Source organism: Pseudomonas sp. Marseille-Q7302 (genome assembly GCF_965111925.1).
The window spans coordinates 843,581-868,120 of record NZ_CBCOPK010000001.1 but is presented as its reverse complement, the minus strand read 5'-3'; the positions used below and the strand labels follow the sequence as shown (position 1 = coordinate 868,120).

The window sequence follows — 24,540 nt, the reverse complement described above, 5'->3', positions numbered from 1 at the left end:
TAAGCCTAGCCGCAAACGTATCGATGGAAAGCGGAAAAAGTGTCGAATCAATATCGAAGGATTCGATGGATCGGAGGACGCGCGAGCGCCTCGTCCGGTCCGGCCCAGACGCTGCGCAGCGGCAGCGTCCGGGCTCAGGTCGCGATCAGAACGACCAGTGGAACAGCTTCCAGAAGAAGCCGTGCTCGCCACTGGCCTTGGCCGGCGCGGCGTCACCAGCCTTGGGCGCAGCGACCGGTTGGGCGGCGGTCTTGGCACTGGCCACGACCGGCACCACGGCCTTGCCGGCCTTGAGGTCGCGGACCTGGCCGGCGGCGCGCTGACCGCTGGCCAGGGCGCCCTCCAGGGTGCCCGGATGCAGCGGATCGGTGTGTTCGCCAGCGAAGATCACCCGGCCGGCCGGCTTTTCCCACAGCCGCCAGTAGCGAGTGATCTGGCCCGGACCATAGGCCAGATAGGCGCCGCCCAGCCCCGGATCGCGGCTGTAGCGACGGACTTCGTAGCCGGAGAAGGCCCCGCGCGCCTTGGGATAGAAGGCATGGAAGCGGATCAGCACCTGGTCGACCATCTGCTTGTCGCCAAAGGCCTGCACCAGGCGTGCGCTGTCACCGGCCAGGTTGACCAGCACATTGGCGCCGCCCTTCACGTCCGGCTCCACCCACAGCATTCCCAGGCCCTGGTCGCTGTAGATTTCGCCGCTCATGCGCGACTTGCTGTCCCACACCGGGGTCTTGAACTTGAGCAGGATCTGGTCGCGCCAGCCATAGGTGGTGCCCTTGATCGCCGCCTGCTGGGTAGCATCCAGTGCCGGCGTCATCTGCACCTGGCCGAGGGCGCGCAGCGGCACCGCCATCACCACATAGTCGGCCTTGTAGCCGGTGGCACCGGCCTTGACCACGACGCCGTCCTTGTCCTGGACGATGCTGGAGACCTTGTTGTCAGTCTTGATCGTCTTGATCTGCTTGACGAAGGCCTGGGCCAGCACCTCGCTGCCACCGGGCAGACGGGAGGCGCGCAGGTCCTTGTCGTCGACGCCGCGATAGACGCGGGTCTGCTGGGCCAGATAGAGCAGCGACAGACGCGAGGGCTCGTCGTAGCGGACGCGGATGCGCTGGTTGATCAGCTGGCGCGCCACCGGCGGCAGGTTCTGCTTGTCCAGCCAGGTGGCGGCGTTGATCTGGTCGAGGGCGTGCAGAGTCGGGGTGGCGGTCGGCTGCAGCGGATCGTTGATGGCGGCGGCCAGATCGTCCAGGGACTTGTCGACGCGCTTCAGGGCATCGGCCACGGCCGGCATCTTCTGCGCCAGGTCGTCCTGGGAATAGTACTGGCCTTCGATCAGGTAGCCCGGGGTGCGCACGAAGGACGGCGCGTCCACGGTCTTGAGCTTGAAGGTATCCAGGTAGTGGTTGAGCAGCGGCTGGGCCTTGGTGTCGCCGATCCACTCGCTGGAGGCGAGACCGGAGCGGCCGCCAACCCGCGGGCCGGCTTCCAGCAGGGTCACGTTCCAGCCCGCCTGCTGCAGTTCATAGGCCGAGGCCAGCCCGGCCATGCCGGCGCCGACCACGATCACCGAGGGACCACTGGGCGCGACGGGCGCCGCGGCGGCCTTTTCCGGCGCCTTGTGCGTCTCCTTATGCGCCTTCTCGGCGGCGCCTGCGCTCAGGCTGGTAGCGAATACGCCGGCTGCCAAGCAGACGGTAAAACCTGTCCAACGCGACGACATCTTTTCTAGACTCCTGGGACCGGGGAACAGCGGTGGCGCAGCATACGCCAGCGGCCACGGGGCCACTAGCTGCCGCCACGACCGGCAATCGGCCCGCGCCTTGCTCCCGTCGCGCGCCCTGGCTTAGGCTTGCGCCCCCTTTTTATCGCCGGGCCCGCCGCCAGGAGACCGCCAATGACCAATCACGACTGGATGCGCCGTGACCTGGAGGTGCTCTGGCACCCCTGCACCCAGATGAAGGATCACGAGCAACTGCCGGTGATCCCGATCCGCCGCAGCGAAGGTGTCTGGCTGGAGGACTTCGACGGCAACCGCTACCTGGATGCCGTCAGCTCCTGGTGGGTAAACGTCTTCGGCCACGCCAATCCGCGCATCAACGACCGCATCAAGGCCCAGGTCGATCAGCTGGAGCACGTCATCCTCGCCGGCTTCAGTCATCAGCCGGTGATCGAGCTGTCCGAGCGCCTGGTCGCCCTGACCCCGGCCGGTCTCGACCGGGTGTTCTATGCCGACAACGGCTCCTCGTGCATCGAGGTGGCACTGAAGATGAGCTATCACTACTGGCGCAACGTGGGGCAGCCGGAAAAGCGCCGCTTCGTCACCCTGACCAACAGCTACCACGGCGAGACGGTGGCAGCCATGTCGGTGGGTGACGTGGCGCTGTTCACCGAGACCTACCAGGGCCTGTTGCTCGACACCCTCAAGGTGCCGAGCCCGGACTGCTACCTGCGTCCCGAGGGCATGGGCTGGGAAGAGCATTCACGGCAGATGTTCGCGCACATGGAGCGCACCCTGGCCGAGCACCACGCCAGTGTCGCCGCGGTCATCGTCGAACCGCTGATCCAGGGCGCCACCGGCATGCGCATGTACCACCCGGTCTATCTGCGCCTCTTGCGCGAGGCCTGCGACCGCTATGGCGTGCACCTGATCCATGACGAGATCGCCGTGGGCTTCGGCCGCACCGGTACGATGTTCGCCTGCGAACAGGCTGGCATCCGTCCGGACTTCCTCTGCCTGTCCAAGGCCCTCACCGGCGGCTACCTGCCGCTGGCCGCCTGCCTGACCACCGACGCCGTCTACCAGGCCTTCTACGACGACTACGACACCCTGCGCGCCTTCCTGCACTCGCACAGCTACACCGGCAATCCGCTGGCCTGCGCCGCCGCCCTGGCGACCCTGGACATCTTCGAACAGGACGACGTCATCGAAGCCAACAAGCCGCTGGCGCGGCGCATGGCCGAGGCCACGGCGCACCTGGTCGATCATCCCCACGTTGGCGAAGTGCGCCAGACCGGCATGGCCCTGGCCATCGAGATGACCGCCGACAAGGCCCACCGCACGCCCTACCCCTGGCAGGAAAGACGCGGCCTTGCGGTCTATCAGCACGCCCTCTCCCGTGGCGCCCTGTTACGGCCGCTGGGCAACGTGGTCTACTTCCTGCCGCCCTATGTCATCACCCCCGAGCAGATCGATTTCCTTGCCGAGGTAGCGACCCAGGGCATCGACCTCGCCACCCGTACCTCGGTCAGTGTCGCCCTGAGCGACCTGCACCCCAACCACCGCGATCCCGGCTGATCTGGAGTCCGCCATGCGTCTCACCCGCTGCCACCTCGACCTGCCCCTGGCCCTCGGCCGCCTGGACCTGCCCGAGGCCCAGGCCCATTACCTGGGCCGCGTGCTGCGCCTGGCACCGGGGGATGCCGTGCAACTGTTCGACGGCAGCGGCCAGGAGTACCTCGGCCAGGTCGTCGAGGTGGGCAAGAAGACCCTCAGCGTCGAACTCACCGAAGCGCTGCCCGGCCAGCCGGATTCGCCCCTGCAGATCCACCTCGGCCAGGGCCTGTCCCGCGGCGAGCGCATGGACTGGGCGATCCAGAAGGCCACCGAGCTGGGTGTGGCCGAGATCACCCCACTGGTCAGCGAACGCTGCGAGGTCCGCCTCAAGGACGAACGCGCCGACAAGCGCCTGCAGCACTGGCGCCAGGTGGCCATCAGCGCCTGTGAACAGTGCGGTCGCTCCAGCGTGCCCCTGATCCATCCGCCGCAACTGCTGGCTGACTGGCAGGCCGGGGTGGACGCCGATCTCAAGCTGGTCTTGCACCCGATTGCCGAGCCGCTGGAGAGCCACGCCCGCCCCGCCCGTCTGGCGCTATTGATCGGCCCCGAAGGCGGCCTGAGCGATGCCGAAGTCACGGCCGCCCGCGCTGCCGGTTTCCAGCCGGCGCGCCTGGGCCCGCGGGTGCTACGCACCGAGACCGCCCCGGTGGTGGCCCTGAGCGTCGCCCAGCAACTCTGGGGTGATTTCCAAACCCCCTGACCGGCCTAACGGGCCGCTGCGGCGGCCTGCCCCCTTTCCTACGGATAGTTCTTGGAGCCCTGGATGACCCTGCCCTCTCGCCCCTACGCCGCCTTCCTGTTCGACATGGACGGCACCCTGCTCACCAGCGTGGCCTCCGCCGAACGCGCCTGGAGCATCTGGGCACGCGGCCACGGCCTCGACCCGGCGGACGTCCTGGCAGTCATGCACGGCGTGCGAGCGGTGGAGACGGTGAAGCGCTTCGCGCCCGCCGGCGCCGACATCGAGGCCGAGACCCGCGCCATCACCGAACTGGAGATCGCCGATGTCGCCGACATCCAGGAAATCCCTGGTGCCGCGGCCTTTCTCGCCAGCCTGCCGGCCGGCAGCTGGGCGCTGGTGACCTCCGCCTCGCGCCGTCTGGCCGAGGTCCGGCTCGCCGCAGCGGGCATGGCCCTGCCGCCCGTGATGGTCTGCGCCGAAGACGTCACCCAGGGTAAGCCGGCGCCCGACTGTTTCCTGGCCGGGGCGCGCAAGCTGGGGGTGGAGATCGGTGATTGCCTGGTGTTCGAGGATGCCCACGCCGGCTTCGCCGCCGCCAAGGCGGCCGGCGCCGATGCGGTGGCCATCACCGCCACCCATCGCGAGCCACTGGAGCTGGGCCTGCCGACCCTGGCGGATTATCGCGGAGTCGCTGTCAGCCTGGATGAAAACGGCGGGATGCGCCTGACCCGGCAGGACTAGAACACGCCAGCAGCGGCCAGCCGTTCTTCCACCCCGATCAGATCGGGGATACGCGCCGTGCCGCCTTCGTAGGCCACGGCGCCCAGCTCCAGGGCCGCCAGGGGCACCTTGGCGGCGACCAGGTCTGGGGTGATGCGCAGGGAGCGCGGAATGCTCCGAATCAGCAGGGCGAGGAAACGTACCCGGTCGCGCCCCCCTAGGGCGTTGAGGATGGCTACCCGTGCGTGGCGGTCGCCATCGAATTGCGCGGCACTGCCACTGGACAATGCCTCGAAGCTGATCAGCGGCAGACGCAGATCACGCCAGGCAACCTGACCCAGGCACCACTCCGGCTGCACCGGCAAGGGGCGAATCTCGCGGCATGGCACCAGTTCGGCCACCGCCGCATTGGGCAGCAGCAGGGTGCGATCGGCCAGGGTCAGCAGCAGACCGGTCAGGTGTTCGGCGCCGGGTGTGGTGGTCGACATCGGGAATTCCTTTAGCTTCGCTGCTCGGCCAGGCGAGCCACCAGGGCTTCGGCCAGGCCACGGGGATCGGCGGTAAAGGTCGTAAGACCCGATTCGCGCAGGCTTTCCGGCATGCTCGGGGCGATGCAGGTGCTCGCCGACTGCGTCCAGAGGGTGCCACCGCGACGCCGTACATAGGGCGCAGACGCGGTACCGTCGTTACCCATGCCGCTGAAGACGATGACGCCGCAGCGCGTACCGAAGTGTTGCGCCAGGTTGAGCATCATCTGGCTGATCGACGGCGTATAGGGCTCGGGCCAGGCACGCTCGACGATGTCCAGGGCGCTATTGGCGCGGAAGGTGAGCTCCTGCTGGGTCGGCACCACCACCACCTCGCCGCAGCGCACCGGCTCCCCCGGACGCACATTCTGGATGTGCCACTGACTGTGGCGGCCCACCGCGCGCAGCAGGTTGGCGGCAAAGCCGTCGCCGATGTGCTGGGCATAGAGGAAGCCAACCGGCAGACCGCCGGGCAGGGCATCGAGAAAGGCCTTCACCGCCGCTGGACCACCCAGGGACGCCGCCAGCAACCAGACCTCAGGTGCGGGATCGCCCGCCGGCAGCGGCAAGTTGGCCAGGGGCTCGGGCAGGGCTAGGCGCGGGGGCCGCGGCTGATCCTGCAGCAGGGTCTCCAACGCCGGGCCGACCGCGGCCACCGGATCGCCGATCAGGCGCTTGAGCTTGCCGATCAGGCGCTTTTCCCATTGGGCGAAGGGATCGGTGAAGCGCTCGGGCGCCTGGCCTTCGCCGAACAGGATGGGCACCTCGGCGCCATCCAGCAGCGCGTCCACCAGTGACGACTCTTCCGTCTGGCTGAGGTCGATCAGCCACAGATCGGTCGCGACCGTGGCCCAGGTCGCTTCGTCGAAGCGCTCCGGATCGCTGTTGAGGACGACGTGATAACCATTGTCGGCCAGCACCTGCTGCAGCACATGGCGCTGCAGCGGACTGTCGGCCAGGATGGCGACGCGGGCATTGTGTGTTTCAGTCATGATCCCCGACCAACCGATGGATATGGGCCAGGAGTTCGCTTTCCTGATAGGGCTTGCCCAGGTATTCGTTCACGCCCAGGCTCAGGGCCCGGTCGCGGTGCTTTTCCCCGGTACGGGAGGTGATCATCACGATGGGCAGATCCTTGAGGTTCGCGTCGTGGCGGACCAGGGTCGCCACCTCGAAGCCGTCCATGCGGGGCATCTCGATGTCCAGCAGGAGGATGTCCGGCTGGCGCTCCTGTAGCTGGGTGATGGCGTCCACCCCGTCCTTGGCGGTGAAGACCTCCATGCCATGGCGTTCCAGCAGGCGGCTGGTGACCTTGCGCACGGTGATCGAATCGTCCACCACCATGACCAGGGGCGGCCGGGCGTTCTCCGGCAGGATCGCCGGGGTCGGACTCGGGCGCGGCAGGTCTTCGCCGGACAGGCGCCGACTGCGGATCATGGCCAGCAGGTCGAGAATCACCACCACGCGGCCGTCACCCAGCAGGGTGGCGCCGGACAGGCCGGGTACCCCGGCGAACTGCGGCCCGAGGCTCTTCACCACGATCTCGCGCGAGCCGGCCACCGCATCCACCTGCACGGCCACGGCGTATTCCGCGGCACGCACCAGCACCACCGGTAGCGGCAGGCTCTGGCCGCTCAGCTTGGGCTGCTGGCCATTGCCGAGCAGATGGCCGAGATAGCGCAGGTCATAATGCTGGCCGCCGTATTCGAAGGTCCCCGCCCCCGGGCGGTAATAGCGCTCGAGGTCGGCCGCGGTCACCCGCACGATGCCCTCGATGGTGTTGAGTGGCACGGCGTAGAGGTCGTCGCCGGCGTGCACCATGAGCGCCCGGTTCACCGACACGGTGAATGGCAGGCGAATGGTGAAGCGTGTTCCCGCCCCCGGCACGCTATGGATGTCCATGCTGCCGCCGAGCTGCTTCACCTCCTGGTGCACCACGTCCATGCCCACGCCGCGCCCGGAAATCTGGGTCACGGTCGGCGCCGTGGAGAAACCGGATTCGAGGATGAACTGCAGCACTTCCGTCTCGGAGAGTTCCGCGTCTTCCGTCATCAGGCCGCGTTCGATGGCCTTGCGACGAACCGCATCCAGGTCGATGCCACGACCGTCGTCCGCCAGGGTCAGGATGATGTCGCCGCCTTCGCGACGCAGATCCAGACTGATGACGCCCTCGGCCGGCTTGCCGGCGCGCTGGCGTCCGGCGGCGTCCTCGACGCCATGGTCGATGGCGTTGCGTAGCATGTGCTCCAGCGGCGGAATGATCCGCTCCAGCACCGTGCGGTCCAGCTCGCCTTCGGCGTTGTCGACCCTGAGCTCGACCGGCTTGTCCAGCTCGCCGCTGACCTGGCGGACCACCCGGTGCAGGCGCGGCACCATGCGCTCGAAGGGCACCATGCGCGTCTGCATGAGGCTTTCCTGCAGCTCGGTGTTGACCCGCGCCTGCTGCAGCAGCAGGGTTTCGGCGTCTCTGTTGCGCTGGCCCAGGGTGTTCTTCAGGTCCAGCAGGTCGGAAGCCGACTCGAACAGCGCCCGGGACAGCTGCTGCAGCTGGGAATAGCGGTCCAGCTCCAGGGGATCGAAATCTTCGTAGCCGGCGCGATCCACGTCCTCATGGTGACGGCTGATGATCTGTGCCTGGGTCTCGGTATCCAGCCGGCGCAGCTGATCGCGCACCCGCTCGATGGTGGCTTCCATCTCACCCAGGGTGGTGCCGATGTCATTGACCTGCTGCTCGACGCGACCGCGGAAGATCGAGGTCTCGCCGGCCAGGTTGACCAGCTGTTCCAGCAACGCGGCCGGCACCCGCACCAGCTCCTGGGAGGAACGCCGCTGCGCCGCCTGCTGGCGGACCTGCTGCAGGCGCTGGACGAAAGGCAGCGGGGCAACGGCTGCCGCGGGCGCCGCGTCCGCCACCATGACTGGCGCCACCGCCGCGTTTTCCGCCGGCAGTTCTACCTCGCCCTCGGCATCGGTGCTGGCGGATTCCGCACGGGTGGCGCTGTCTGTCTCCAGCGGGAGGTCGCCAAGCCCCTGGATGTCCTGTTCGGTCTGGACGGCCGCTTCCTGTATCTCTGGCGCGGTTGGTTGAGCCGGCGCGGGCAGCGACAACTGGGCCACCGCGACTTGCAGCTCGTCGACCCCCTGGGTCGCCAGGTCATGGACGCGCTCGCGATCGCCCTCGCCCAGTCCTACCGCCAGCGACCTCAATTCGGCCAGCTGCTGCTCCAGGGCGTGGGCTTGCTCACCCAGCCCATGGAGACCGGCCAGGCGCGCGCCGCCCTTGAGGGTGTGCAGGCAGCGCAGCAATTCGTCTACCGCCGCCTCGGGTGCGGCCGGCCAGCGGGCCAGCGCTTCATCCATGCTGGCCAGCAGGTCCTGGGCTTCCTCGATGAAGATCTCGAGGATTTCCGCGTCGGTATCTTCATCGAAGATCGGCGCGGGCGTCACCAGAGCGGTCGGGGTTTCACCTGCCGCCTGCGGCTCTCCACGGTAGTCACGCAGGGCCTCGACAAGGTCCTCGGCTGCCGCCGGGGACTGCCCCTGAGCCAGGGTTTCGAGTTGCTGGTGCAGTCGGTCGTGGCAGCGGTGCAGCAAACCGCCCAGCTCGGCACCTGGCTTGATTCGCCCTCGCGCCAAGCCCTCATAGAAGGCTTCCAGGGCATGGGCGAGATCGCCGATGGCATCCACCTCAGCCAGGCGAGCCCCACCCTTCAAGGTGTGCAGGTCGCGCAACAGCGATTCCAGTTCCAGGCTGTTGCGCGGCTCGGCTTCCCAGGCACGTAACGAGGTCGCCATGCTGTCGAGCAGGTCGCGACTCTCTTCGATATAGATGGCCAGCAACTCGGCGTCCGGACCTTCGTCCGTGCCTGGCGCGACGGCCTCGGGCATCGACACTGCAGCCTGGGACTCGTCGTCTGGCGTGGCATCCGCGACCGGCTCGCCCAATTCGGCGGTGAGATCAGGCTCGCCCTGGAGGCGCTCCGACTCGGCCTCGGTCGTTTCTGCCAGGTCATCGAGATGCCCCATGCGGATGCGTTGGAGGCGCTCGACTTGATCGGCATGCTCACTGATCGGCTCACCCGCCGCCAGCTCTTCCAGTTGCGCGGCCAGGCATCCATGGGCGTCACGCAGAGGCGCGGCCAGTTCGGCACCGCCAGCGAGACGACCGTCGAGCAGGCCTTCGTAGATGGCGTCCAGTTCCGTAGCCAGGCACGCGACGGGCACGACCCCGGCAAGATGGGCGCCGCCCTTGAGGGTATGCAGATCGCGCTGCAGGGTGCCGAGGTGGAAGCTCTGCTGAGGCTCGACCAGCCAGCGCTCCAACGCCCGATCGGCGCTGTCCAGCAGGTCCTGAGCCTCTTCGAGGAAGATCAGCTGCATTTCCGGATCGACCGCATCGACGGGCACTGACTCGTCTGCCCCGCTTGCGAGCTCCGGCTGGGCTTCGCTGGAGCCGTCCGCTGCAGGTGGCAGCGCCTCCCGAGGCTCGTTCGGTGTCTCGGGATCGGCTTCGGCTTCGGCTTCGGCTTCGACTGGCAGATCGACGTCGAGCGCGAGGTCGGGGGCCACTGGAGTGGCCACTTCCGGATCGAAAAGGGCTTCGGGCTCCGGCTCGGCCAGCAGGGTGCTCGCCGCCATGGGCAGTCCGGCCAGGATGCCCGCCAGCAGCGCTCGCAGGCCCTGGATACGCTCTTCAGCCGGGGTCGCGCGCATGCCGCCGGCCAACTGGTTGAGCATGCTGATCAGGGCTTCCTGCGCCTCTTCGGCCTCACGGAAGAAGGCCTCGTCGGCCGGCAAGGAACCGCTCGCCACCGCTGCATAGACCACCTGCAGCGCCTCGGCGAGTTGCTCCACATCGACCAGCCCGACCCGGGCTGCGCCATCGGCGAAGGTGTTCAGGCGCTCGGCCAGCAGATCCGGGCAGGCCGCCCGCTCGCCCTGGGTGCGCCAAGCGCCCAGGCGTTCGTCGGCCTCCAGCAGCAGCTCCATCGCCGGCATCAGGAAATCGGCCAGGCGCAGCACGTCGCGCTGCTCCGGCAAGGGTGCTTCCGGAACCGGTAACTGGGGATTCAATTGCTCCAGCAGCGTCTCGCATTGCTCGATCAGCGCCGCCGAACCGGCCAGCGGTGCGGCCAGTGACGCTTCGTCGAGATCAGCGAGTCGCTGTTCCAGCAATTCCGCACCCTGGGCGAGCAAGGCGCATTCCGGCTCGGCGAAGGGGACATGGACGAGCTTGTATTCCTTGGCCAGGCTTTCCAGCGCCGAGGCCAACTCGGCCAGCGGCGAACTGCCCGCCATATGGGCACTGCCCTTGAGGGTATGCAGGGCGCGCAGGAGATTGTCGGAAACCGGCTGGGGATGGCCCGCGTCGGCCTGCTCCAGGAAACGCCGCACCGTCTCCAGATGGGCCTGGGCCTCGGTGCGAAAGATGTCCAGCAACTGGGTATCGGCTTCGCCACCCGCGCCGGAGGAAGGGGCCTGATCGACGACCTCCATCGGCGACAGCTCCGCTTCGACCAAGGTCTCGACAGGGGCCGGCATACGTTCGGGCAGGGCTTCGTTGCGTGCCAAGGCGTGGGCGGCGTGGGCCAGCCAGTCGACGTCGTCACGCTGCCGCTGCCGATCTTCGGCGTATTCCTCGACCAGCTCCGGCAGCAGCGCACAGGTCTGCTCGACCACCGCCTGCAAGGCGGGACCGTGATCGACGCTATGATCCAACCGGCGATTGAGCAGATTCTCCAGTGCCCAGGCCAATTCGCCGATGACCAGCGCCTGGACCATGCGGCCGCTGCCCTTGAGCGTATGGAAGTTGCGCCGCAATTCGCTCAGCGCGGTGCGCTGCTCGGGATCGGCCAGCCAGGTCGGCAACCAGCGCTCCAGCTCCGCCTGGACCTCGCCGGCCTCCTCGATAAAGACCTCGCGCAGTTCTTCCTCGACCGGTTCGGCATCGGCCGCAGGGGGCAACAGCGCCTTCGGCACCTGCGCCGCGGGCGGATTGATGGGGTCGACCGGTGCGGCCAGCACCTCGGCGATCGCCTCCGCATCGGTGGTCACGGGCGCCTGGCTGTCCAGCTCGCTAGCCGCCAGCCGCTCTTCGGATTCTTCGTCGGCAGCCTCCAGCGCGGCGGGTAAGGCGTCATCGCTGGCATCTGCCGTCGTCTCGGCGTCAGCCTGGAGATCGAAGGTCGAAAATTCGTCCTCGACGATGGGTTCGGCCTCATACAGGGTACTTTCCCCTGCGTCGTTGGGCTCCTCGACCGGCAAGGCCGTGAGCTCCAGCGACTCCTCAGGCACCGGCTCCTCGTCCATGGACTCAAAGGGCGGCTCGACCGCGCTGGGCGCCAAGGGCACCTCCACCACGTCCCCTTCACTGGCCGCCTTGGGCGGATAGCCGAGGGCGATGAGGCTCTCGTCGGCGATGTCGAGAATCATGTCGTGGGGCGTGGACGGATCTTCCGCCAGGCGCTCCAGGTAGTACTCGACGCTGGTGATGGCGTCGGCCAAGGTATCCAGACTCTGCCAGTCGGGTACGGCCTGCTTGCCCAGCAGCTGCTGGCCGATGTAGTCGTTGGCCGCCTGCACCTGGGCGGCGGCCCGCTCCAGCGGAATCATCGCCAGGCCACCACGGACCTGGGTCAGCAGCAGGGGTACCGGCTCCAGGTGGTCATGGTTCCACTGGGAGGCGATGAATTCGATGATGGCGTCCTTGGACTGCTCCAGGCCATTGCGCGCCTCGCGCACCACCACCCGGTGCAACTGGTCGATATCGGTGGTCGGCAGCCGGCTTTCCTCGGCATCGCCCACCTCGTTGCCGCTGACCATACCGGCCAGGGTCGCCTCGACGTAGAGCAGCGCGCCAGCGATGTCCATCAGGGCGGCGTCACTGGCCTCACGCGCGCCATCGGCCAGTTCGGCGACGGCTTCGTGCTGTTCCAGCACCACCTTGCGCGGCTGACCGAAGCCCAGCACCGCCAGGGTATCGGCGATCTGCTTGAGCGGCGCCAGCTGGCTGCGCAGGCTGGCGGTCTGCTGGCGATCACTGCGCACGAACAGATCCAGGCTGTCCTTGATCTGCACCAGTTCTTCGCAGAGCGCGGTCACCACCGAACGCATGGCCTCGCGATCCGGGCCAACGATGCGCGAACGTTCGACGCCCACCAACTCGGCGTCCGGCAGCGCTTCGTCGAGGCGATAGCGGGCCTTGAGCGCGGCGATGCGCGGACTCTGCACCGGCGCCTTGGCCAGATAGAACAGCAGGTTCTTCAGCAGATCGGCCGGCGCTGGCTGGTTGAGGGTCGCCACGCCATCGCTGATGAGCCGCTTCAGCTCCCGATCGAGTTGTCGCAACAGCCCGCGGATCGAACTGCTGTTGTCCAGCTCGCCGGCCTGCAGCAATTCGGTCAGCCCGGCCGCGACCGGCCAGAGGGCGCCAAAGGGGGAACCGGCGCAGAGCTGATCCAGGTGCTCGAAAACGCGCAGCAAGTAATCCAGGTGCAACTGGACGTCTCGGTCGCGGAACAGGCCGACCTGAGCCCCCTGCAGGGCCTGGCGCAGCTTGCGCAGGCGCGGCAGCCAGTCCGGCGAGGCACGGTCGGCCAGCTCGTCGTCGCTCAGCGACAGCGGCGTGGCCGACAGATCCGGCGAGAACAGGCTGGTTTCCGACAGCAGCTTTTCGCCTCGGGCCGAACGCAGGTCGTTGAGCAACGGCAGGATGGCCAGCGGCAGATCGCGACGGGCCTCCAGGACCCGATCCAGATAGGGCGGGACCTGCAGGATGGCCTGCATCAGCACTTCCAGTGCCTCGTCCGAACTGCCTACCCGCTCTTCGTGGAGCGCCTGCAGGAGCAGCTCCATCTCTTCGGCAAGCAGCGCGGCACCGTAGAACTCCACCATCTGCAAGGTGCCATAGACCTGGTGCACATAGGTCCGGCAAAACCCCAGGCGGCTACGGTCGTGTGGGTTGTCGACGAACGCCTCGAGCGCCTTGCGGGCCTGCTGCAAGGTTTCGGCGATCTCTCCCTTGACCCACTCGAGGGCTACGTAGTCGTGTCGATCGATCATTTCGGCTCCTGTCATACCGGGCGTTCCACCTGGCGGGTAAACGCCAGGACTTCGGGATGATCGACGGGTATCAGTTGCGGATGGCTCCAATTGCTCACCTCACCGACACCCAGGACCAACAAACCACCCGGTGCAAGCCGCTGGACCAGCTGGTTGAGCAGATCTCGACGCAGCCAGCGGCGGAAATAAATCAGCAAGTTCTGACAAAAAATGACATTGAGTCCCTGCAAGGGGGCCTGGCCCAGTTCCAGCACATTGAGCCGGGCGAAGCACAGCCGCTCCGCCAAGCGGGAGCAGATCTCGAAGCTGCCGTCCTCGCGGGCGTGAAAGTAGCGCTCGCGCAGGGCGGCCGGCACCCCGGCCAGCCGCTGCAAACTATAGGTGCCCTGCCGCGCCTGGCGCAGGGCCTCGCTGCTGATATCCGTACCGGTCAGCGCGAACGTCAGGGGCTGCTCCTGCCGGGACAAGACCTCGGCGGTGCTGATGGCCATCGAAAACGCTTCCTCTCCACTGGCGCAACCCAGACTCCACAGGGTCAGGCTCCTGCCCTCCCCGGTCCGGGCGAACTCATTCACATAGGCTTCCAGCAGGGCGAAGGACGGTGGATGACGAAAGAAGCGGGTCGCCTGGATGGTCAGCCGATCCAGCAGTCGGACCCATTCGATCCGGCCACTGACCCCTGCGCAGACGGTACGGTAGTAGCCGTCGTAGTCGGCGATCTCCAGCTCGCGCATGCGTGCAGCCAGCTGGATCTGCAGAAAACCGCGCTGGCGTTCGTCCAGCACCATTCCGGCGCGCGTTTCGAGCAACTGGCGCCAGCGTTCGAAGTCCGCATCCGGCAGCTCGGGAGCACGGCGCAACGCCCAACTCGACTCCCTCACGCCATCTCCCCCTCGCCACACCGCGATATGGCTGTTGTACTCAGCTCAACGGCTGTTCGTTCGGCAGATTGAAGCCCGATACCGAACGCCGCATCTCGCTGGCCAGCTTGGCCAGCTCGCCGATGCTGCGCGCGGTGGCGGTAGTACCGGTCGAGGTCTGCGAGGTGATCTCCTGAATCACGTTCATGGTGCTGGAGATATGGCTGGCGGACGACGACTGCTGGCGAGCGGCGTTGGAGATGTTCTGGATCAGGCCAGCCAGGCTCTGGGAGACCTTTTCGATCTCTTCCAGGGCCACACCGGCGTCCTGGGCCAGGGCGGCGCCGCGGACCACTTCCGAGGTGGTCTGCTCCATGGAGATGACCGCCTCGTTGGTATCGGTCTGGATCGCCTTGACCAGCGCCTCGATCTGCTTGGTGGCGCCGGACGAACGCTCGGCGAGGCGCTGGACCTCGTCGGCGACCACGGCGAAACCACGGCCGGCGTCACCGGCCATGGAAGCCTGGATGGCGGCGTTCAGCGCCAGGATGTTGGTCTGGTCGGCGATGTCGTTGATCAGGCCGACGATGTCGCCGATCTCCTGGGAGGACTCACCCAGGCGCTTGATCCGCTTGGCGGTGTCCTGGATCTGCTCGCGGATGTTGTCCATGCCGATGATGGTGTTGTGCACCACCTGGTTGCCCTTGTTGGCGATGGCCACGGAGCGCTCCGCCACCGCGGTGGATTCCGAGGCGTTGGTGGATACCTGGTCGATGGACACGGCCATTTCGTTGATGGCCGCGGAAGCCCCGGCGATTTCCTGGGCCTGGTGTTCCGAGGCCTCGGCCAGCACGGTGGCGGTGTCCTGGGATTCCTGGGCGGCGGCGGCCACCTGCACGGCGGTCTGGTTGATGGTTTCCACCAGCTCGCGCAGCTGGTCGATGGAGTAGTTGATGGAGTCGGCGATGGCGCCGGTGAAATCCTCGGTCACCGTGGCCTGCACGGTCAGGTCACCATCGGCCAGGTCGGCGATCTCGTCCAGCAGACGCAGAATGGCGGTCTGGTTGCGTTGGTTTTTCTCGTCGGTCTCGGCCAGCCGGCGGCGGGTGTCGCGGACCAGGATGTAGCCGATGCAGAGGATGGCGCCGAGGGCGATGAACACCAGGAGATAGCTGCCCACGGTGTTGATCTTGCGACTTTGGGCCAGCGCGGCGTAACCGGCGCCGAGCTCCGAAGCGGAACCAAGCAGCGCCTGAGAACCACTGTAGATCTGGCCCACGGCGGAGCGGACCTGCAACAGTTCGGGCGAGGTGGCGAGGATCTCGTCGACGTTGCCGGCGACGAATTCGAACAGCTTGTTGGCTTCGTTCAACCGGCCGACCGCTTCAGGATCGGTGATCTTGGCGATGCCCATGGAAGCGTTGCCCTCGCGCATGGCCTTGAGCACCCGTCCATAGAGGCTGGCGTCGCGACCAAAGCTGTCAGCGGCCTGTACCGCGGCCTCGTCACCCGTGAGGATCTTGTTGATGGCACTGAGGATCCGCTCGGCGAGCAGCGCCTGACGCTGGGCCACCACCACCTGACTGGCCGGCGCGCCGCGCTCGATCAGGATATCGACGATCTCCTCGTTCTCGACCTGCAGCTGGGGAATGGTATCGGCCAGGGCGCCGGACAGCTGGTGCAGAGACAGCACGGTCTGTTCGCTGCCGAGCATGCTGTCGACCTGCTTGCGCTGGATGTCCCACTGCGCCTGCAAGGTGTCCAGCCGCGGACCGAGGATCGCGGGCGAGGGCGGCAAACCGGTCTGCGGATCACCACTGCGCAGGATGTTCAGGCGGCGTTCGAACTCGGCACGCGCCTGGCGCAGGTCCTTGAAGGCCCCGGCCTTGCCGGTGGCGGCCTCACTGGCGCTCTTGGCCAGCTGCTGCGAGAGGATGCGCAGCTCGGTGGCCTGGCCCTGGTACTGGTTGTCGTAGTTGGTCTGGGTGCCCAGGTACGCGAAGTTGGCGAACAGCAGCACGATCGCGACGATCAGCACCACGAACATGCCCGCGACCCACGCGTTGAGCTTCCCGGTATTGAGTTTGTTCATCAGCGGCCCCCGCCTGGACCTTGGTTCCTTTAGTTCTATCCTTGTCGGTCGACGCATCGCTTCGCTTGAAGTCGGTGTTCGTCGCCCTACCCCCAACCGTCGGCGACAGCTCCTGCCATCCCGACCCAGACCCGGTACGTCGCGCCGCTGCGCCTAGTGGCTCAGGCCGCGACGTCCTTGAATTCGGGATGCTCGACCAAGGCGCGCGGGCTGCAGACCAGCCACGGCACGTCACGTTGGAAGACGCCTTCCAGAAAGAAGTGCAGACCCGCTGGCACGCTGTCGGCGTGCTCGCGATAGGCCTCGATGTCGAAATGCTGCATGCCCAGGACTTCGTCAACCGCCAATCCGACGAAGAGGTCGCCATGGTCGACGATCAGGATGCGCCGCTGTTTGCGCAGCGCCTGGACCTTCACGCCGAGAAATTGCCCCAGGTCGGCAATCGGCAACAGCCGACCGCGCACATTGGCCACGCCCTTGAGCCATGGCTTGACGCCGGGTAGCGCGGTGAAGCGTGGCTCGGGCAGGATCTCGCTGACCTCGCCCATGGGAATCACGAAGCGCAGTTCCCCAAGGCGAAAGCCGATGCCGCTCCAGCTCCGCTGGTTTTCCTGCTGCGCCGGTAGGCCCGCAGCCCGTTCGCGGCAGCGCAGATCGATCAGCCGCAAGAGTTCGTAGGGCGTGGTGGCGTCGCTCATAGGATTCCCTGCCGATTGGGGCGCTGCCGCGAGAAACGGACGTGAGGCCTCAGCCTTGCAGGACACCCGCCAGGGTGCGCAACAGGGTGTCTTCGTCGATGGGCTTGGTGAGGTAGTCCTTGGCGCCTTGACGCTTGCCCCAGACCTTGTCGGTTTCCTGGTCCTTGGTGGTGACGATGACCACCGGAATGTGGCTGGTCTCGGCATCCTTGGTCAGCTGTCGGGTGGCCTGGAAGCCGTTGAGACCGGGCATGACGATATCCATCAGGACCGCATCCGGCTTCTCCTGGCGCGCCAGGGCGACGCCATCGGCGCCGTTCTCGGCCTTGAGCACCTGATGCCCATGCTTTTCCAGCATGGCGGTGAGCTTGTACATCTCGGTGGGAGAGTCGTCGACGATCAGAATTCGAGCCATGAAAATTTCCTACTAGATTGAATCGCCCGCCTCAGGACACTCAGGACGCTTGTTCGAGCGGAGTGAAGCTGGGGACGTGGGTCTTGATCGCACCGATCAGCTCTTCTTTGCTGAAAGGTTTGGTGAGGTACTGGTCAGAGCCGACGATGCGGCCCTTGGCCTTGTCGAAGAGCCCGTCACGGGAGGACAGCATGATGACGGGGGTCGCGCGGAACGCGCTGTTGTTCTTGATCAGTGCGCAGGTCTGATAGCCATCCAGTCGCGGCATCATGATGTCCACGAAAATAATGTGGGGGTGACTATCGGCGATCTTGGCAAGCGCATCGAATCCATCGATGGCGGTGATGACCTCGCAGCCAACCTTCTTGAGCAGGGTCTCGGCGGTGCGACGAATCGTCTTCGAATCGTCGATCACCATGACCTTGAGCCCTTCCGAATACTGTTCCATGTTCAAGCTACCAGCTCATCGTCGATGAAACGTGAATGATGTCGATCCGGGCACTTTGGCGGCGCCTCTTTGTAGCACACAATACCGTGACGTACCACGCAGATCCCCTGGCGGCGGACCACCGGCCCGCCCGCCACGACGATCGCGCAAGCATTGGCACTGGAGGGGATCGAAGGGCTATTCTGACGCCTTGCCCACGTAAAACCGAGGTCTAGCGTCAATGAGTATCCGCCTGGGGATCGTCATGGATCCCATCGAACGCATCTCCTATAAAAAGGATAGCTCCATGGCCATGCTGTGGGCGGCCAAGGCCCGCGGCTGGACACTGCACTACTTCGAGATGCAGGACCTGTACCAGGTCGATGGCGAAGCCCGCGGCCGCGGTCGACAGCTGGACGTGTTCCAGGATCCGGAACGCTGGTTCGCCTTTGGCGAAGGCGTCGATCTGCCCCTGCGCGACCTGGACGTCATCCTGATGCGCAAGGATCCGCCCTTCGACAACGAATTCGTCTATGCCACCTACCTGCTGGAACAGGCCGAGCGTGGCGGCACCCTGGTGGTCAATCGTCCCGCCAGCCTGCGCGACTGCAACGAGAAGTTCTTCGCCACCCTGTTTCCCGAACTGGCCCCGCCGACCCTGGTCAGCCGCCGCGCCGACATCATCCGCGAATTCGCGCGTACCCATGGTGACGTCATTCTCAAGCCGCTCGACGGCATGGGTGGCAGCTCGGTGTTCCGCCACCGGGAGGGCGATCCCAATCTCTCGGTGATCCTGGAGACCCTCACCGCCCACGGCACCCAGCAGATCATCGCCCAGCGCTACCTGCCGGGCATCAAGGACGGTGACAAGCGCATCCTGATGATCGACGGCGAACCGGTGGACTACTGCCTGGCGCGAATTCCGGCGCAGGGCGAAACCCGCGGCAATCTGGCTGCCGGCGGCCGTGGCGTCGCCCAGCCACTGTCGGCGCGGGATCGCGAGATCGCCACCACGGTAGGGCCGGAGCTGCGCAAGCGCGGCCTGCTCTTCGTCGGCCTGGACGTGATCGGCGAGCACCTCACCGAGATCAATGTCACCAGCCCGACCTGCATCCGCGAGATCGATGCGGCCTACGATACCCGTATCGCCGAGCGCCTCATGGATGTCATCGCGCAGAAACGCGCGAGCTGAGGCGAACGTCCATGCCGCCCGCGGCGGCATGGACAACCGCGGACACAATCCGCAGACTGGCGCCAGCCCTGCCGCGCGTCCTCTGCCCTTGCCGACCCAGTCAATGCCCAGCACCGCCCCGTCCCCCGCTCCCCAGGTCCGTCCCGCCGACCGCCTGGGCTTCACGCTGCTCATCGCGACCCTGCTGCATGTCGTGCTGATCCTCGGCGTCGGCTTCTCGCTGCCCGAACCTACCCAGATCAGCCGCACCCTGGAGGTGACGCTGGCCAGCTTCAAGAGCGACGAGGCGCCCAAGCAAGCCGATTTTCTCGCCCAGGAAAACCAGCAGGGCAGTGGCACCCTGGACAAGGCAGCCGCGCCGAGTACCCCGGTGCAGGCGCCCTTCCATGACAGCGAGATCCGCCAGGCCGCACCGCCTGCCCGCCCGCCCGCGGCGGATCGGGCCCAGGCACCCAAGGCCGCGGTGACCACCCGCGCCTCTCGGCCGACCAAGGCCGAGCCCAGCCGCGAGACGCCCGAGCGGGAACAGCGTGACGCGCCCAGCCCCGAGGCCGACAGCCAGGCCGCCGAACTCGCCAGCCTGGAAGCCCAGCTCGCCGAGGAGCGCCAGCAATACGCCAAGCGCCCGAAAATCTGGCGGATCAACGCCGCCTCGACGCAAAAGGACAAGGGCGCCCGCTACAAGGAAGAATGGCGGCGCAAGATCGAGCGTATCGGCAACCTCAACTACCCCGAGCAGGCCAAGCGCGACCGGCTCTATGGCAGCCTGCGGCTGCTGGTGGCCATCAACAAGGACGGCTCGCTCTACGAGGTCCAGGTGCTGGAGTCCTCGGGACGTCCGGTGCTGGACCAGGCCGCCTTGCGCATCGTCCGGCTGGCGGCGCCCTTTGCCCCCTTCAGTGGCGATCTGACCGACATCGACCGACTGGAGATCATCCGTACCTGGCGCTTCGAGCGCGGCGACCGCCTGTCCAGCCAATAGCCCGACGCGCCGTTGGACTTGAAGCCGGACCGCGCAACCGGGAAACTTGCCGGTCATGAAGCCGACCTCCAGCACCACCCTACAGCACCAACTCCTGATCGCCATGCCGCAGATGGACGATCCCAATTTCGCCGAAACGGTCATCTACCTCGTCGACCACGGCCCCGATGGCGCCATGGGCCTGGTGATCAACCGCCCCAACGGCCTGCATCTGGACGACCTGCTCGAACAGCTGCGCCCTGACGTACCGGCCACCTCGGACGACGCCAGCATCGCCCTCTATTCCGGCGGTCCGGTGCAGAACGACCGCGGATTCGTGCTGCACGATGCCGGCCCCACCTTCCAGAACACCCTGGAGCTCGAGGAACTGAGCCTGACCACGTCGCCAGACGTGCTGTTCGCCATTTCCGACGGCACCGGCCCGGCCCGCCACCTGATCACCCTGGGCTACAGCGGCTGGGGTCCCGGCCAGCTCGAAGAAGAGCTGGCGGCCAATCTCTGGCTCACCACCCCGGCCACCAGCGCCCTGCTGTTCGAGACGCCCAGCGACCAGCGTCTGGGCGCAGCGGCCGCCCTGCTGGGCGTCGACCTGCGCCTGCTCTCGCGCCAGGCGGGTCATGCATGAGCGCGCCCAGCGGTCTCTATCTGGGCTTCGACTACGGCACCCGGCAGATCGGCGTCTCCGTCGGCCAGGCCGTCACCGGCCAGGCCCGCGAACTGCTCACCCTGAAGGCACAGAACGGCGTGCCCGACTGGCAGCAGATCCAGCGCCTGCTGGACGAATGGCGCCCCACTGCGCTGGTGATCGGCCTGCCGCTGAACATGGACGGCACGCCCAGCGAGATGAGCGAGCGCGCCGAACGTTTCGCCCGCCGCCTGCAGGGTCGCTACGGATTGCCCGTGCATACCCATGACGAACGCCTCACCACCTATGCCGCCAAGGGCGAGCGAATGCAGGGCGGTCAGCGCGACGGTTATCGCGAACGCCCGGTGGACGCCCTCGCCGCCGCCCTCCTCCTGGAAGGCTGGCTGACCCAACAACTGGAACGGGCCGCGCGCCCGCAATCGGAGTAGCCATGCACCTGCCCTCTCCCGCCGAGCTTCTGCCACGGCTGGCCGCCGACCTGCGCCTGTCGCTGGATCGTCGTGGCATCACCGATCCCGGCTTCGTCGGCATCCACACCGGCGGCCTGTGGGTCGCCGAGGCTCTGCTGGCCGAACTCGGCCTGGACACCCCGCTGGGCAGCCTGGACGTGTCCTTCTACCGGGACGACTTCACCCAGAAGGGCCTGCATCCCCAGGTGCGCCCCTCGGCCCTGCCCTTCGAGGTCGACGGTCGGCACCTGGTGCTGGTGGACGATGTCCTGATGAGCGGTCGCACCGTGCGCGCGGCGCTCAACGAACTCTTCGACTATGGCCGCCCGGCCAGTGTGACCCTGGTCTGCCTGCTGGACGTCAATGCCCGCGAATTGCCGATCCAGCCCGACGTGGTGGGCGCCACCCTGACGCTCGCCGCCACCCAGCGCGTCAAGCTGACCGGCCCCGTTCCGCTCGCCCTCGAATACCGCGACGTCCCCGCCGCCTGACCTGGATTCGCTGCCATGACCGACGCTACGCGTTCGCTGCAACTCAACGCCCAGGGCGAATTGCGCCATTTCCTTTCGCTCGACGACCTGCCCGCCGAACTCCTCACCGAATTGCTCGATACGGCCGACTCCTTTCTGGAAGTCGGCGCCCGGGCGGTGAAGAAGGTGCCCTTGCTGCGCGGCAAGACGGTGTGCAACGTCTTCTTCGAGAACTCGACCCGCACCCGTACCACCTTCGAGCTCGCGGCCAAGCGGCTGTCGGCGGACGTCATCACCCTCAATGTCTCCACCTCCTCAACCAGCAAGGGTGAGACGCTGTTCGACACCCTGCGCAACCTGGAGGCCATGGCCGCCGACATGTTCGTGGTGCGCCATGCCGATTCCGGCGCGGCCCACTTCATCGCCGAACACGTCTGCCCCGATGTCGCCATCATCAACGGCGGCGACGGCCGCCATGCCCACCCCACCCAGGGCATGCTCGACATGCTGACCATCCGCCGGCACAAGGGCGACTTCGCCAACCTGTCGGTAGCCATCGTCGGCGACATCCTGCACTCGCGGGTGGCCCGCTCCGACATGCTGGCGCTGCGTACCCTGGGCTGCCGCGACATCCGCGTGGTCGCGCCGCGCACCCTGCTGCCGGTCGGCCTGGAAGACCTCTATGGCGTGCGCACCTGCACCGATCTGGCCGAGGGCCTGGAAGGGGTGGACGTGGTGATCATGCTGCGCCTGCAGCGCGAACGCATGCAGGGCGGCCTGCTGCCCAGCGAGGGCGAGTACTACCGGCTGTTCGGCCTGACCCGCCAGCGCCTGGCCCGTGCCAAACCCGACGCCATCGTCATGCACCCGGGGCCGATCAATCGCGGCGTGGAGATCGAATCGGCGGTCGCCGATGGCGAGCAGTCGGTCATCCTGAATCAGGTCACCTACGGCATCGCGGTCCGCATGGCGGTGCTGTCGATGACCATGAGCGGGCAGACGGCCCAGCGTCAGCTACAGGAGAATGCGCAGTGAGCCTGAGCATCCGCAACGCCCGGGTGATCGACCCGGCCTCTGGCCTCGACCAGATCAGCGACGTCCATGTCGACGAGGGTCGCATCCTGGCCATCGGCGAGGCGCCCCAGGGCTTCCAGGCCGCCGAGCAGCTGGACGCCCGCGACCTCATCCTGGCACCCGGCCTGGTCGACCTGGACGTCGCCCTGTGCGAGCCGGGCCTGACCCGCAAGGGCAACGTCGACAGCGAGACCCGCGCCGCCGCGGCCGGTGGCGTCACCAGCCTGTGCTGTCCGCCGACCACCCGCCCGGTGCTGGACACCACCGCGGTGGCCGAACTCATCCTCGACCGAGCGCGTACCGCCGATCATGCCCGGGTTCACCCCATCGGTGCCCTGACCAAGGGCCTGGGTGGCGAACAGCTCTCCGAACTGATGGCGCTGCGCGATGCCGGCTGCGTCGCCTTCACCAACGGCCTGCAGCGCTTCGAAAACCTGCGGGTACAGCGGCGGGCCCTGGAATACGCCGCCACCTTCGATCTCACCGTGGTCTTTACTGCCCTGGACGCCGATCTGGCCGAGGGCGGCCTGGCCCACGAAGGCCCCACCGCCAGCTTCCTGGGTCTCACCGGAATTCCAGAGACGGCGGAAACCATCGCCCTGTCCCGCGACCTGCTGCTGGTGGAACAGAGCGGCGTGCGCGCCCACTTCGGCCAGCTGACCAGCGCACGCGCGGTGGAGATGATCGCCGCAGCCCAGGCGCGCGGCCTGCCGGTGACCGCCGACGTGGCGCTCTATCAACTGCTGCTCACCGATGAAGCCCTGCAGGGCTTTTCCAGCCTCTATCACGTCAAACCGCCGCTGCGGACCGCCCGTGACCGCGACGCCTTGCGTGCCGGGGTGCGTGACGGCGTGATCGGCGCCATTTCCAGCCATCATCAGCCCCATGAGGCGGACGCCAAGCTGGCGCCCTTCGCCGCCACCGAACCAGGCATCAGCAGCGTCGAATTGCTCCTGCCATTGGCCCTGACCCTGGTGGCGGACGGCCTGCTGGATCTGCCGACCCTCCTGGCCCGCCTGACCAGCGGCCCGGCCCAGGCCCTGCGCCTCCAGGCGGGTCGTCTGGCCAAGGGGCTGCCGGCGGACCTGGTGCTGTTCGCCCAGCAGCCGACCGCCCAGGCCGCTACGCCCTGGCTCTCCCGTGGCCGCAATTGCCCCTTCCATGGCCTCATCCTGCCCGGCCGCATCGAACGCACCCTGGTAGGGGGGCGCGCGACCTACCAGCGCGGCGCCTGAATAGAAAAGGGGCTCCGCGGAGCCCCTTTTCTTTGCCTCTCAACCGGTCTTAGCGCACCAGCCGTCGACGATTCTCTTCGGAAATCTGCGAATTGAGCGTCCAGAAGTCGTAGAGCACGCCGAGCAGGAAGAAACCGGCGGTAAAGAAATAGAGGATGGCAGTGATCCACTTGCCCATATAGAGGCGGTGCACGCCGAAGATGCCCAGGAAGGTCAGCAGGATCCAGCCCAGGCTGTAGTTCAGCGAACCGGACTGGAAGCGCAGGTCCGCCTCGCGATCCATGGCGGGGATCAGGAAGAGATCGATCAGCCAGCCGATGCCCAGCAGGCCCAGGGTGCAGAACCAGATCGTGCCGGTGACCGGCTTGCCATAGTAGAAGCGATGGGCGCCGAGAAAACCGAAGATCCACAGCAGATAGCCCATGACCTTGCTGTGGGTGTCCTGATACCGCATGCCTACGACCTCGCGACTTAGGGAAAAGACCCGCCTTACCTACACCCTTACCTTCACCGTGACTTTATGTCGAAAACTGGATGAATGCCCAGGGAGTCTCACTGGTTGGCGCTTTAGGGACCTCACTTTCCTCTAAAAATTACATAATTTCTTGATGAGAGGTGCACAAAATATCCACAGGGTTGGTATAGAATCCCTCGCTTCGATCTTCAGACA

General features: G+C 66.8%; 20 protein-coding genes. 10 read left to right on the top strand and 10 right to left on the bottom strand.

Going from position 1 to position 24,540, the window contains the following annotated elements; translation table 11 throughout:
• Positions 1–145: 145 nt before the first annotated feature.
• Entirely contained in the window at positions 146–1,723 is a 1,578-nt protein-coding gene (locus ACWPW1_RS04120) for an FAD-dependent oxidoreductase (RefSeq protein WP_454252421.1), read from the bottom strand.
• A 174-nt stretch (positions 1,724–1,897) separates the two neighbouring features.
• Between ACWPW1_RS04120 and ACWPW1_RS04115 the strand changes: the two genes are divergently transcribed.
• From ACWPW1_RS04115 to ACWPW1_RS04105, 3 genes are all read left to right on the top strand, one after another.
• Complete coding sequence (locus ACWPW1_RS04115; RefSeq protein WP_454252420.1) at positions 1,898–3,298, top strand: adenosylmethionine--8-amino-7-oxononanoate transaminase; 1,401 nt, start codon at positions 1,898–1,900, stop codon at positions 3,296–3,298.
• Between the two features lie 13 nt (positions 3,299–3,311).
• Positions 3,312–4,040 (top strand): 16S rRNA (uracil(1498)-N(3))-methyltransferase, encoded by a 729-nt coding sequence (locus ACWPW1_RS04110; RefSeq protein ID WP_313648448.1) that lies wholly within the window; start codon positions 3,312–3,314, stop codon positions 4,038–4,040.
• A 63-nt stretch (positions 4,041–4,103) separates the two neighbouring features.
• Entirely contained in the window at positions 4,104–4,763 is a 660-nt protein-coding gene (locus ACWPW1_RS04105; protein ID WP_454252419.1) for an HAD-IA family hydrolase, read from the top strand.
• On the opposite strand, the gene ACWPW1_RS04100 is transcribed toward ACWPW1_RS04105, so the two are convergent.
• The 8 genes from ACWPW1_RS04100 to pilG all read right to left on the bottom strand — a co-directional run bounded on the left by ACWPW1_RS04100 (position 4,760) and on the right by pilG (position 17,843).
• The gene (locus ACWPW1_RS04100; protein ID WP_454252418.1) at positions 4,760–5,230 is read right to left on the bottom strand and encodes a chemotaxis protein CheW; all 471 of its coding nucleotides are present in this window, start codon (positions 5,228–5,230) and stop codon (positions 4,760–4,762) included. The genes ACWPW1_RS04105 and ACWPW1_RS04100 overlap by 4 nt on opposite strands.
• An 11-nt stretch (positions 5,231–5,241) precedes the next feature.
• Positions 5,242–6,261 carry a chemotaxis protein CheB gene (locus tag ACWPW1_RS04095; protein ID WP_454252417.1) on the bottom strand — a complete coding sequence of 340 codons (1,020 nt, stop codon included), beginning with the start codon at positions 6,259–6,261 and terminating at the stop codon, positions 5,242–5,244.
• Positions 6,254–13,330, bottom strand: a complete 7,077-nt coding sequence (locus ACWPW1_RS04090) for an Hpt domain-containing protein (protein ID WP_454252416.1) — start codon at positions 13,328–13,330, stop codon at positions 6,254–6,256. The genes ACWPW1_RS04095 and ACWPW1_RS04090 overlap by 8 nt, the downstream gene beginning before the upstream one ends.
• Before the next feature lie 11 nt (positions 13,331–13,341).
• Positions 13,342–14,211 carry a CheR family methyltransferase gene (locus ACWPW1_RS04085; RefSeq protein WP_059313557.1) on the bottom strand — a complete coding sequence of 290 codons (870 nt, stop codon included), beginning with the start codon at positions 14,209–14,211 and terminating at the stop codon, positions 13,342–13,344.
• Between the two features lie 40 nt (positions 14,212–14,251).
• The gene (locus ACWPW1_RS04080) at positions 14,252–16,282 is read right to left on the bottom strand and encodes a methyl-accepting chemotaxis protein (protein WP_059313556.1); all 2,031 of its coding nucleotides are present in this window, start codon (positions 16,280–16,282) and stop codon (positions 14,252–14,254) included.
• A 161-nt stretch (positions 16,283–16,443) separates the two neighbouring features.
• Positions 16,444–16,980, bottom strand: a complete 537-nt coding sequence (locus ACWPW1_RS04075) for a chemotaxis protein CheW (protein ID WP_059313555.1) — start codon at positions 16,978–16,980, stop codon at positions 16,444–16,446.
• 49 nt (positions 16,981–17,029) lie between these two features.
• Positions 17,030–17,395 carry a twitching motility response regulator PilH gene (pilH, locus tag ACWPW1_RS04070; RefSeq protein ID WP_007161680.1) on the bottom strand — a complete coding sequence of 122 codons (366 nt, stop codon included), beginning with the start codon at positions 17,393–17,395 and terminating at the stop codon, positions 17,030–17,032.
• A 40-nt stretch (positions 17,396–17,435) separates the two neighbouring features.
• Positions 17,436–17,843 carry a twitching motility response regulator PilG gene (pilG, locus tag ACWPW1_RS04065; RefSeq protein WP_007161679.1) on the bottom strand — a complete coding sequence of 136 codons (408 nt, stop codon included), beginning with the start codon at positions 17,841–17,843 and terminating at the stop codon, positions 17,436–17,438.
• A gap of 220 nt (positions 17,844–18,063) precedes the next feature.
• Here pilG and gshB point away from each other — a divergent pair, with 220 nt between their 5' ends.
• The 7 genes from gshB to ACWPW1_RS04030 all read left to right on the top strand — a co-directional run bounded on the left by gshB (position 18,064) and on the right by ACWPW1_RS04030 (position 23,870).
• On the top strand, positions 18,064–19,014 hold the full coding sequence (gene gshB / locus ACWPW1_RS04060) for a glutathione synthase (RefSeq protein ID WP_271653875.1): 951 nt from the start codon (positions 18,064–18,066) through the stop codon (positions 19,012–19,014).
• Positions 19,015–19,117: 103 nt separating this feature from the next.
• Positions 19,118–19,996 (top strand): energy transducer TonB, encoded by an 879-nt coding sequence (locus ACWPW1_RS04055; protein WP_059313553.1) that lies wholly within the window; start codon positions 19,118–19,120, stop codon positions 19,994–19,996.
• 55 nt (positions 19,997–20,051) lie between these two features.
• Complete coding sequence (locus tag ACWPW1_RS04050) at positions 20,052–20,621, top strand: YqgE/AlgH family protein (RefSeq protein WP_059313552.1); 570 nt, start codon at positions 20,052–20,054, stop codon at positions 20,619–20,621.
• Positions 20,618–21,070 carry a Holliday junction resolvase RuvX gene (gene ruvX / locus ACWPW1_RS04045; protein WP_454252415.1) on the top strand — a complete coding sequence of 151 codons (453 nt, stop codon included), beginning with the start codon at positions 20,618–20,620 and terminating at the stop codon, positions 21,068–21,070. The genes ACWPW1_RS04050 and ruvX overlap by 4 nt, the downstream gene beginning before the upstream one ends.
• A gap of 2 nt (positions 21,071–21,072) precedes the next feature.
• Positions 21,073–21,582 (top strand): bifunctional pyr operon transcriptional regulator/uracil phosphoribosyltransferase PyrR, encoded by a 510-nt coding sequence (gene pyrR, locus ACWPW1_RS04040; RefSeq protein WP_271653871.1) that lies wholly within the window; start codon positions 21,073–21,075, stop codon positions 21,580–21,582.
• 15 nt (positions 21,583–21,597) lie between these two features.
• On the top strand, positions 21,598–22,596 hold the full coding sequence (locus ACWPW1_RS04035) for an aspartate carbamoyltransferase catalytic subunit (protein ID WP_454252414.1): 999 nt from the start codon (positions 21,598–21,600) through the stop codon (positions 22,594–22,596).
• On the top strand, positions 22,593–23,870 hold the full coding sequence (locus ACWPW1_RS04030; RefSeq protein ID WP_434775752.1) for a dihydroorotase: 1,278 nt from the start codon (positions 22,593–22,595) through the stop codon (positions 23,868–23,870). The genes ACWPW1_RS04035 and ACWPW1_RS04030 overlap by 4 nt, the downstream gene beginning before the upstream one ends.
• A gap of 49 nt (positions 23,871–23,919) precedes the next feature.
• Here the strand turns inward: ACWPW1_RS04030 and ACWPW1_RS04025 are convergent, their stop codons facing one another.
• Positions 23,920–24,324 carry an NINE protein gene (locus ACWPW1_RS04025; protein WP_434775751.1) on the bottom strand — a complete coding sequence of 135 codons (405 nt, stop codon included), beginning with the start codon at positions 24,322–24,324 and terminating at the stop codon, positions 23,920–23,922.
• Between the last annotated feature and the right edge of the window lie 216 nt (positions 24,325–24,540).

Excerpts from the sequence above, each read along its gene's own strand:
- ACWPW1_RS04120 (WP_454252421.1), bottom strand. The coding sequence starts at position 1,723 with ATGTCGTCGCGTTGGACAGGTTTTACCGTCTGCTTGGCAGCCGGCGTA.
- ACWPW1_RS04115 (WP_454252420.1), top strand. The coding sequence starts at position 1,898 with ATGACCAATCACGACTGGATGCGCCGTGACCTGGAGGTGCTCTGGCAC.
- ACWPW1_RS04110 (WP_313648448.1), top strand. The coding sequence starts at position 3,312 with ATGCGTCTCACCCGCTGCCACCTCGACCTGCCCCTGGCCCTCGGCCGC.
- ACWPW1_RS04105 (WP_454252419.1), top strand. The coding sequence starts at position 4,104 with ATGACCCTGCCCTCTCGCCCCTACGCCGCCTTCCTGTTCGACATGGAC.
- ACWPW1_RS04100 (WP_454252418.1), bottom strand. The coding sequence starts at position 5,230 with ATGTCGACCACCACACCCGGCGCCGAACACCTGACCGGTCTGCTGCTG.
- ACWPW1_RS04095 (WP_454252417.1), bottom strand. The coding sequence starts at position 6,261 with ATGACTGAAACACACAATGCCCGCGTCGCCATCCTGGCCGACAGTCCG.
- ACWPW1_RS04090 (WP_454252416.1), bottom strand. The coding sequence starts at position 13,330 with ATGATCGATCGACACGACTACGTAGCCCTCGAGTGGGTCAAGGGAGAG.
- ACWPW1_RS04080 (WP_059313556.1), bottom strand. The coding sequence starts at position 16,282 with ATGAACAAACTCAATACCGGGAAGCTCAACGCGTGGGTCGCGGGCATG.
- ACWPW1_RS04075 (WP_059313555.1), bottom strand. The coding sequence starts at position 16,980 with ATGAGCGACGCCACCACGCCCTACGAACTCTTGCGGCTGATCGATCTG.
- pilH (WP_007161680.1), bottom strand. The coding sequence starts at position 17,395 with ATGGCTCGAATTCTGATCGTCGACGACTCTCCCACCGAGATGTACAAG.
- pilG (WP_007161679.1), bottom strand. The coding sequence starts at position 17,843 with ATGGAACAGTATTCGGAAGGGCTCAAGGTCATGGTGATCGACGATTCG.
- gshB (WP_271653875.1), top strand. The coding sequence starts at position 18,064 with ATGAGTATCCGCCTGGGGATCGTCATGGATCCCATCGAACGCATCTCC.
- ACWPW1_RS04055 (WP_059313553.1), top strand. The coding sequence starts at position 19,118 with ATGCCCAGCACCGCCCCGTCCCCCGCTCCCCAGGTCCGTCCCGCCGAC.
- ACWPW1_RS04050 (WP_059313552.1), top strand. The coding sequence starts at position 20,052 with ATGAAGCCGACCTCCAGCACCACCCTACAGCACCAACTCCTGATCGCC.
- ruvX (WP_454252415.1), top strand. The coding sequence starts at position 20,618 with ATGAGCGCGCCCAGCGGTCTCTATCTGGGCTTCGACTACGGCACCCGG.
- pyrR (WP_271653871.1), top strand. The coding sequence starts at position 21,073 with ATGCACCTGCCCTCTCCCGCCGAGCTTCTGCCACGGCTGGCCGCCGAC.
- ACWPW1_RS04035 (WP_454252414.1), top strand. The coding sequence starts at position 21,598 with ATGACCGACGCTACGCGTTCGCTGCAACTCAACGCCCAGGGCGAATTG.
- ACWPW1_RS04025 (WP_434775751.1), bottom strand. The coding sequence starts at position 24,324 with ATGCGGTATCAGGACACCCACAGCAAGGTCATGGGCTATCTGCTGTGG.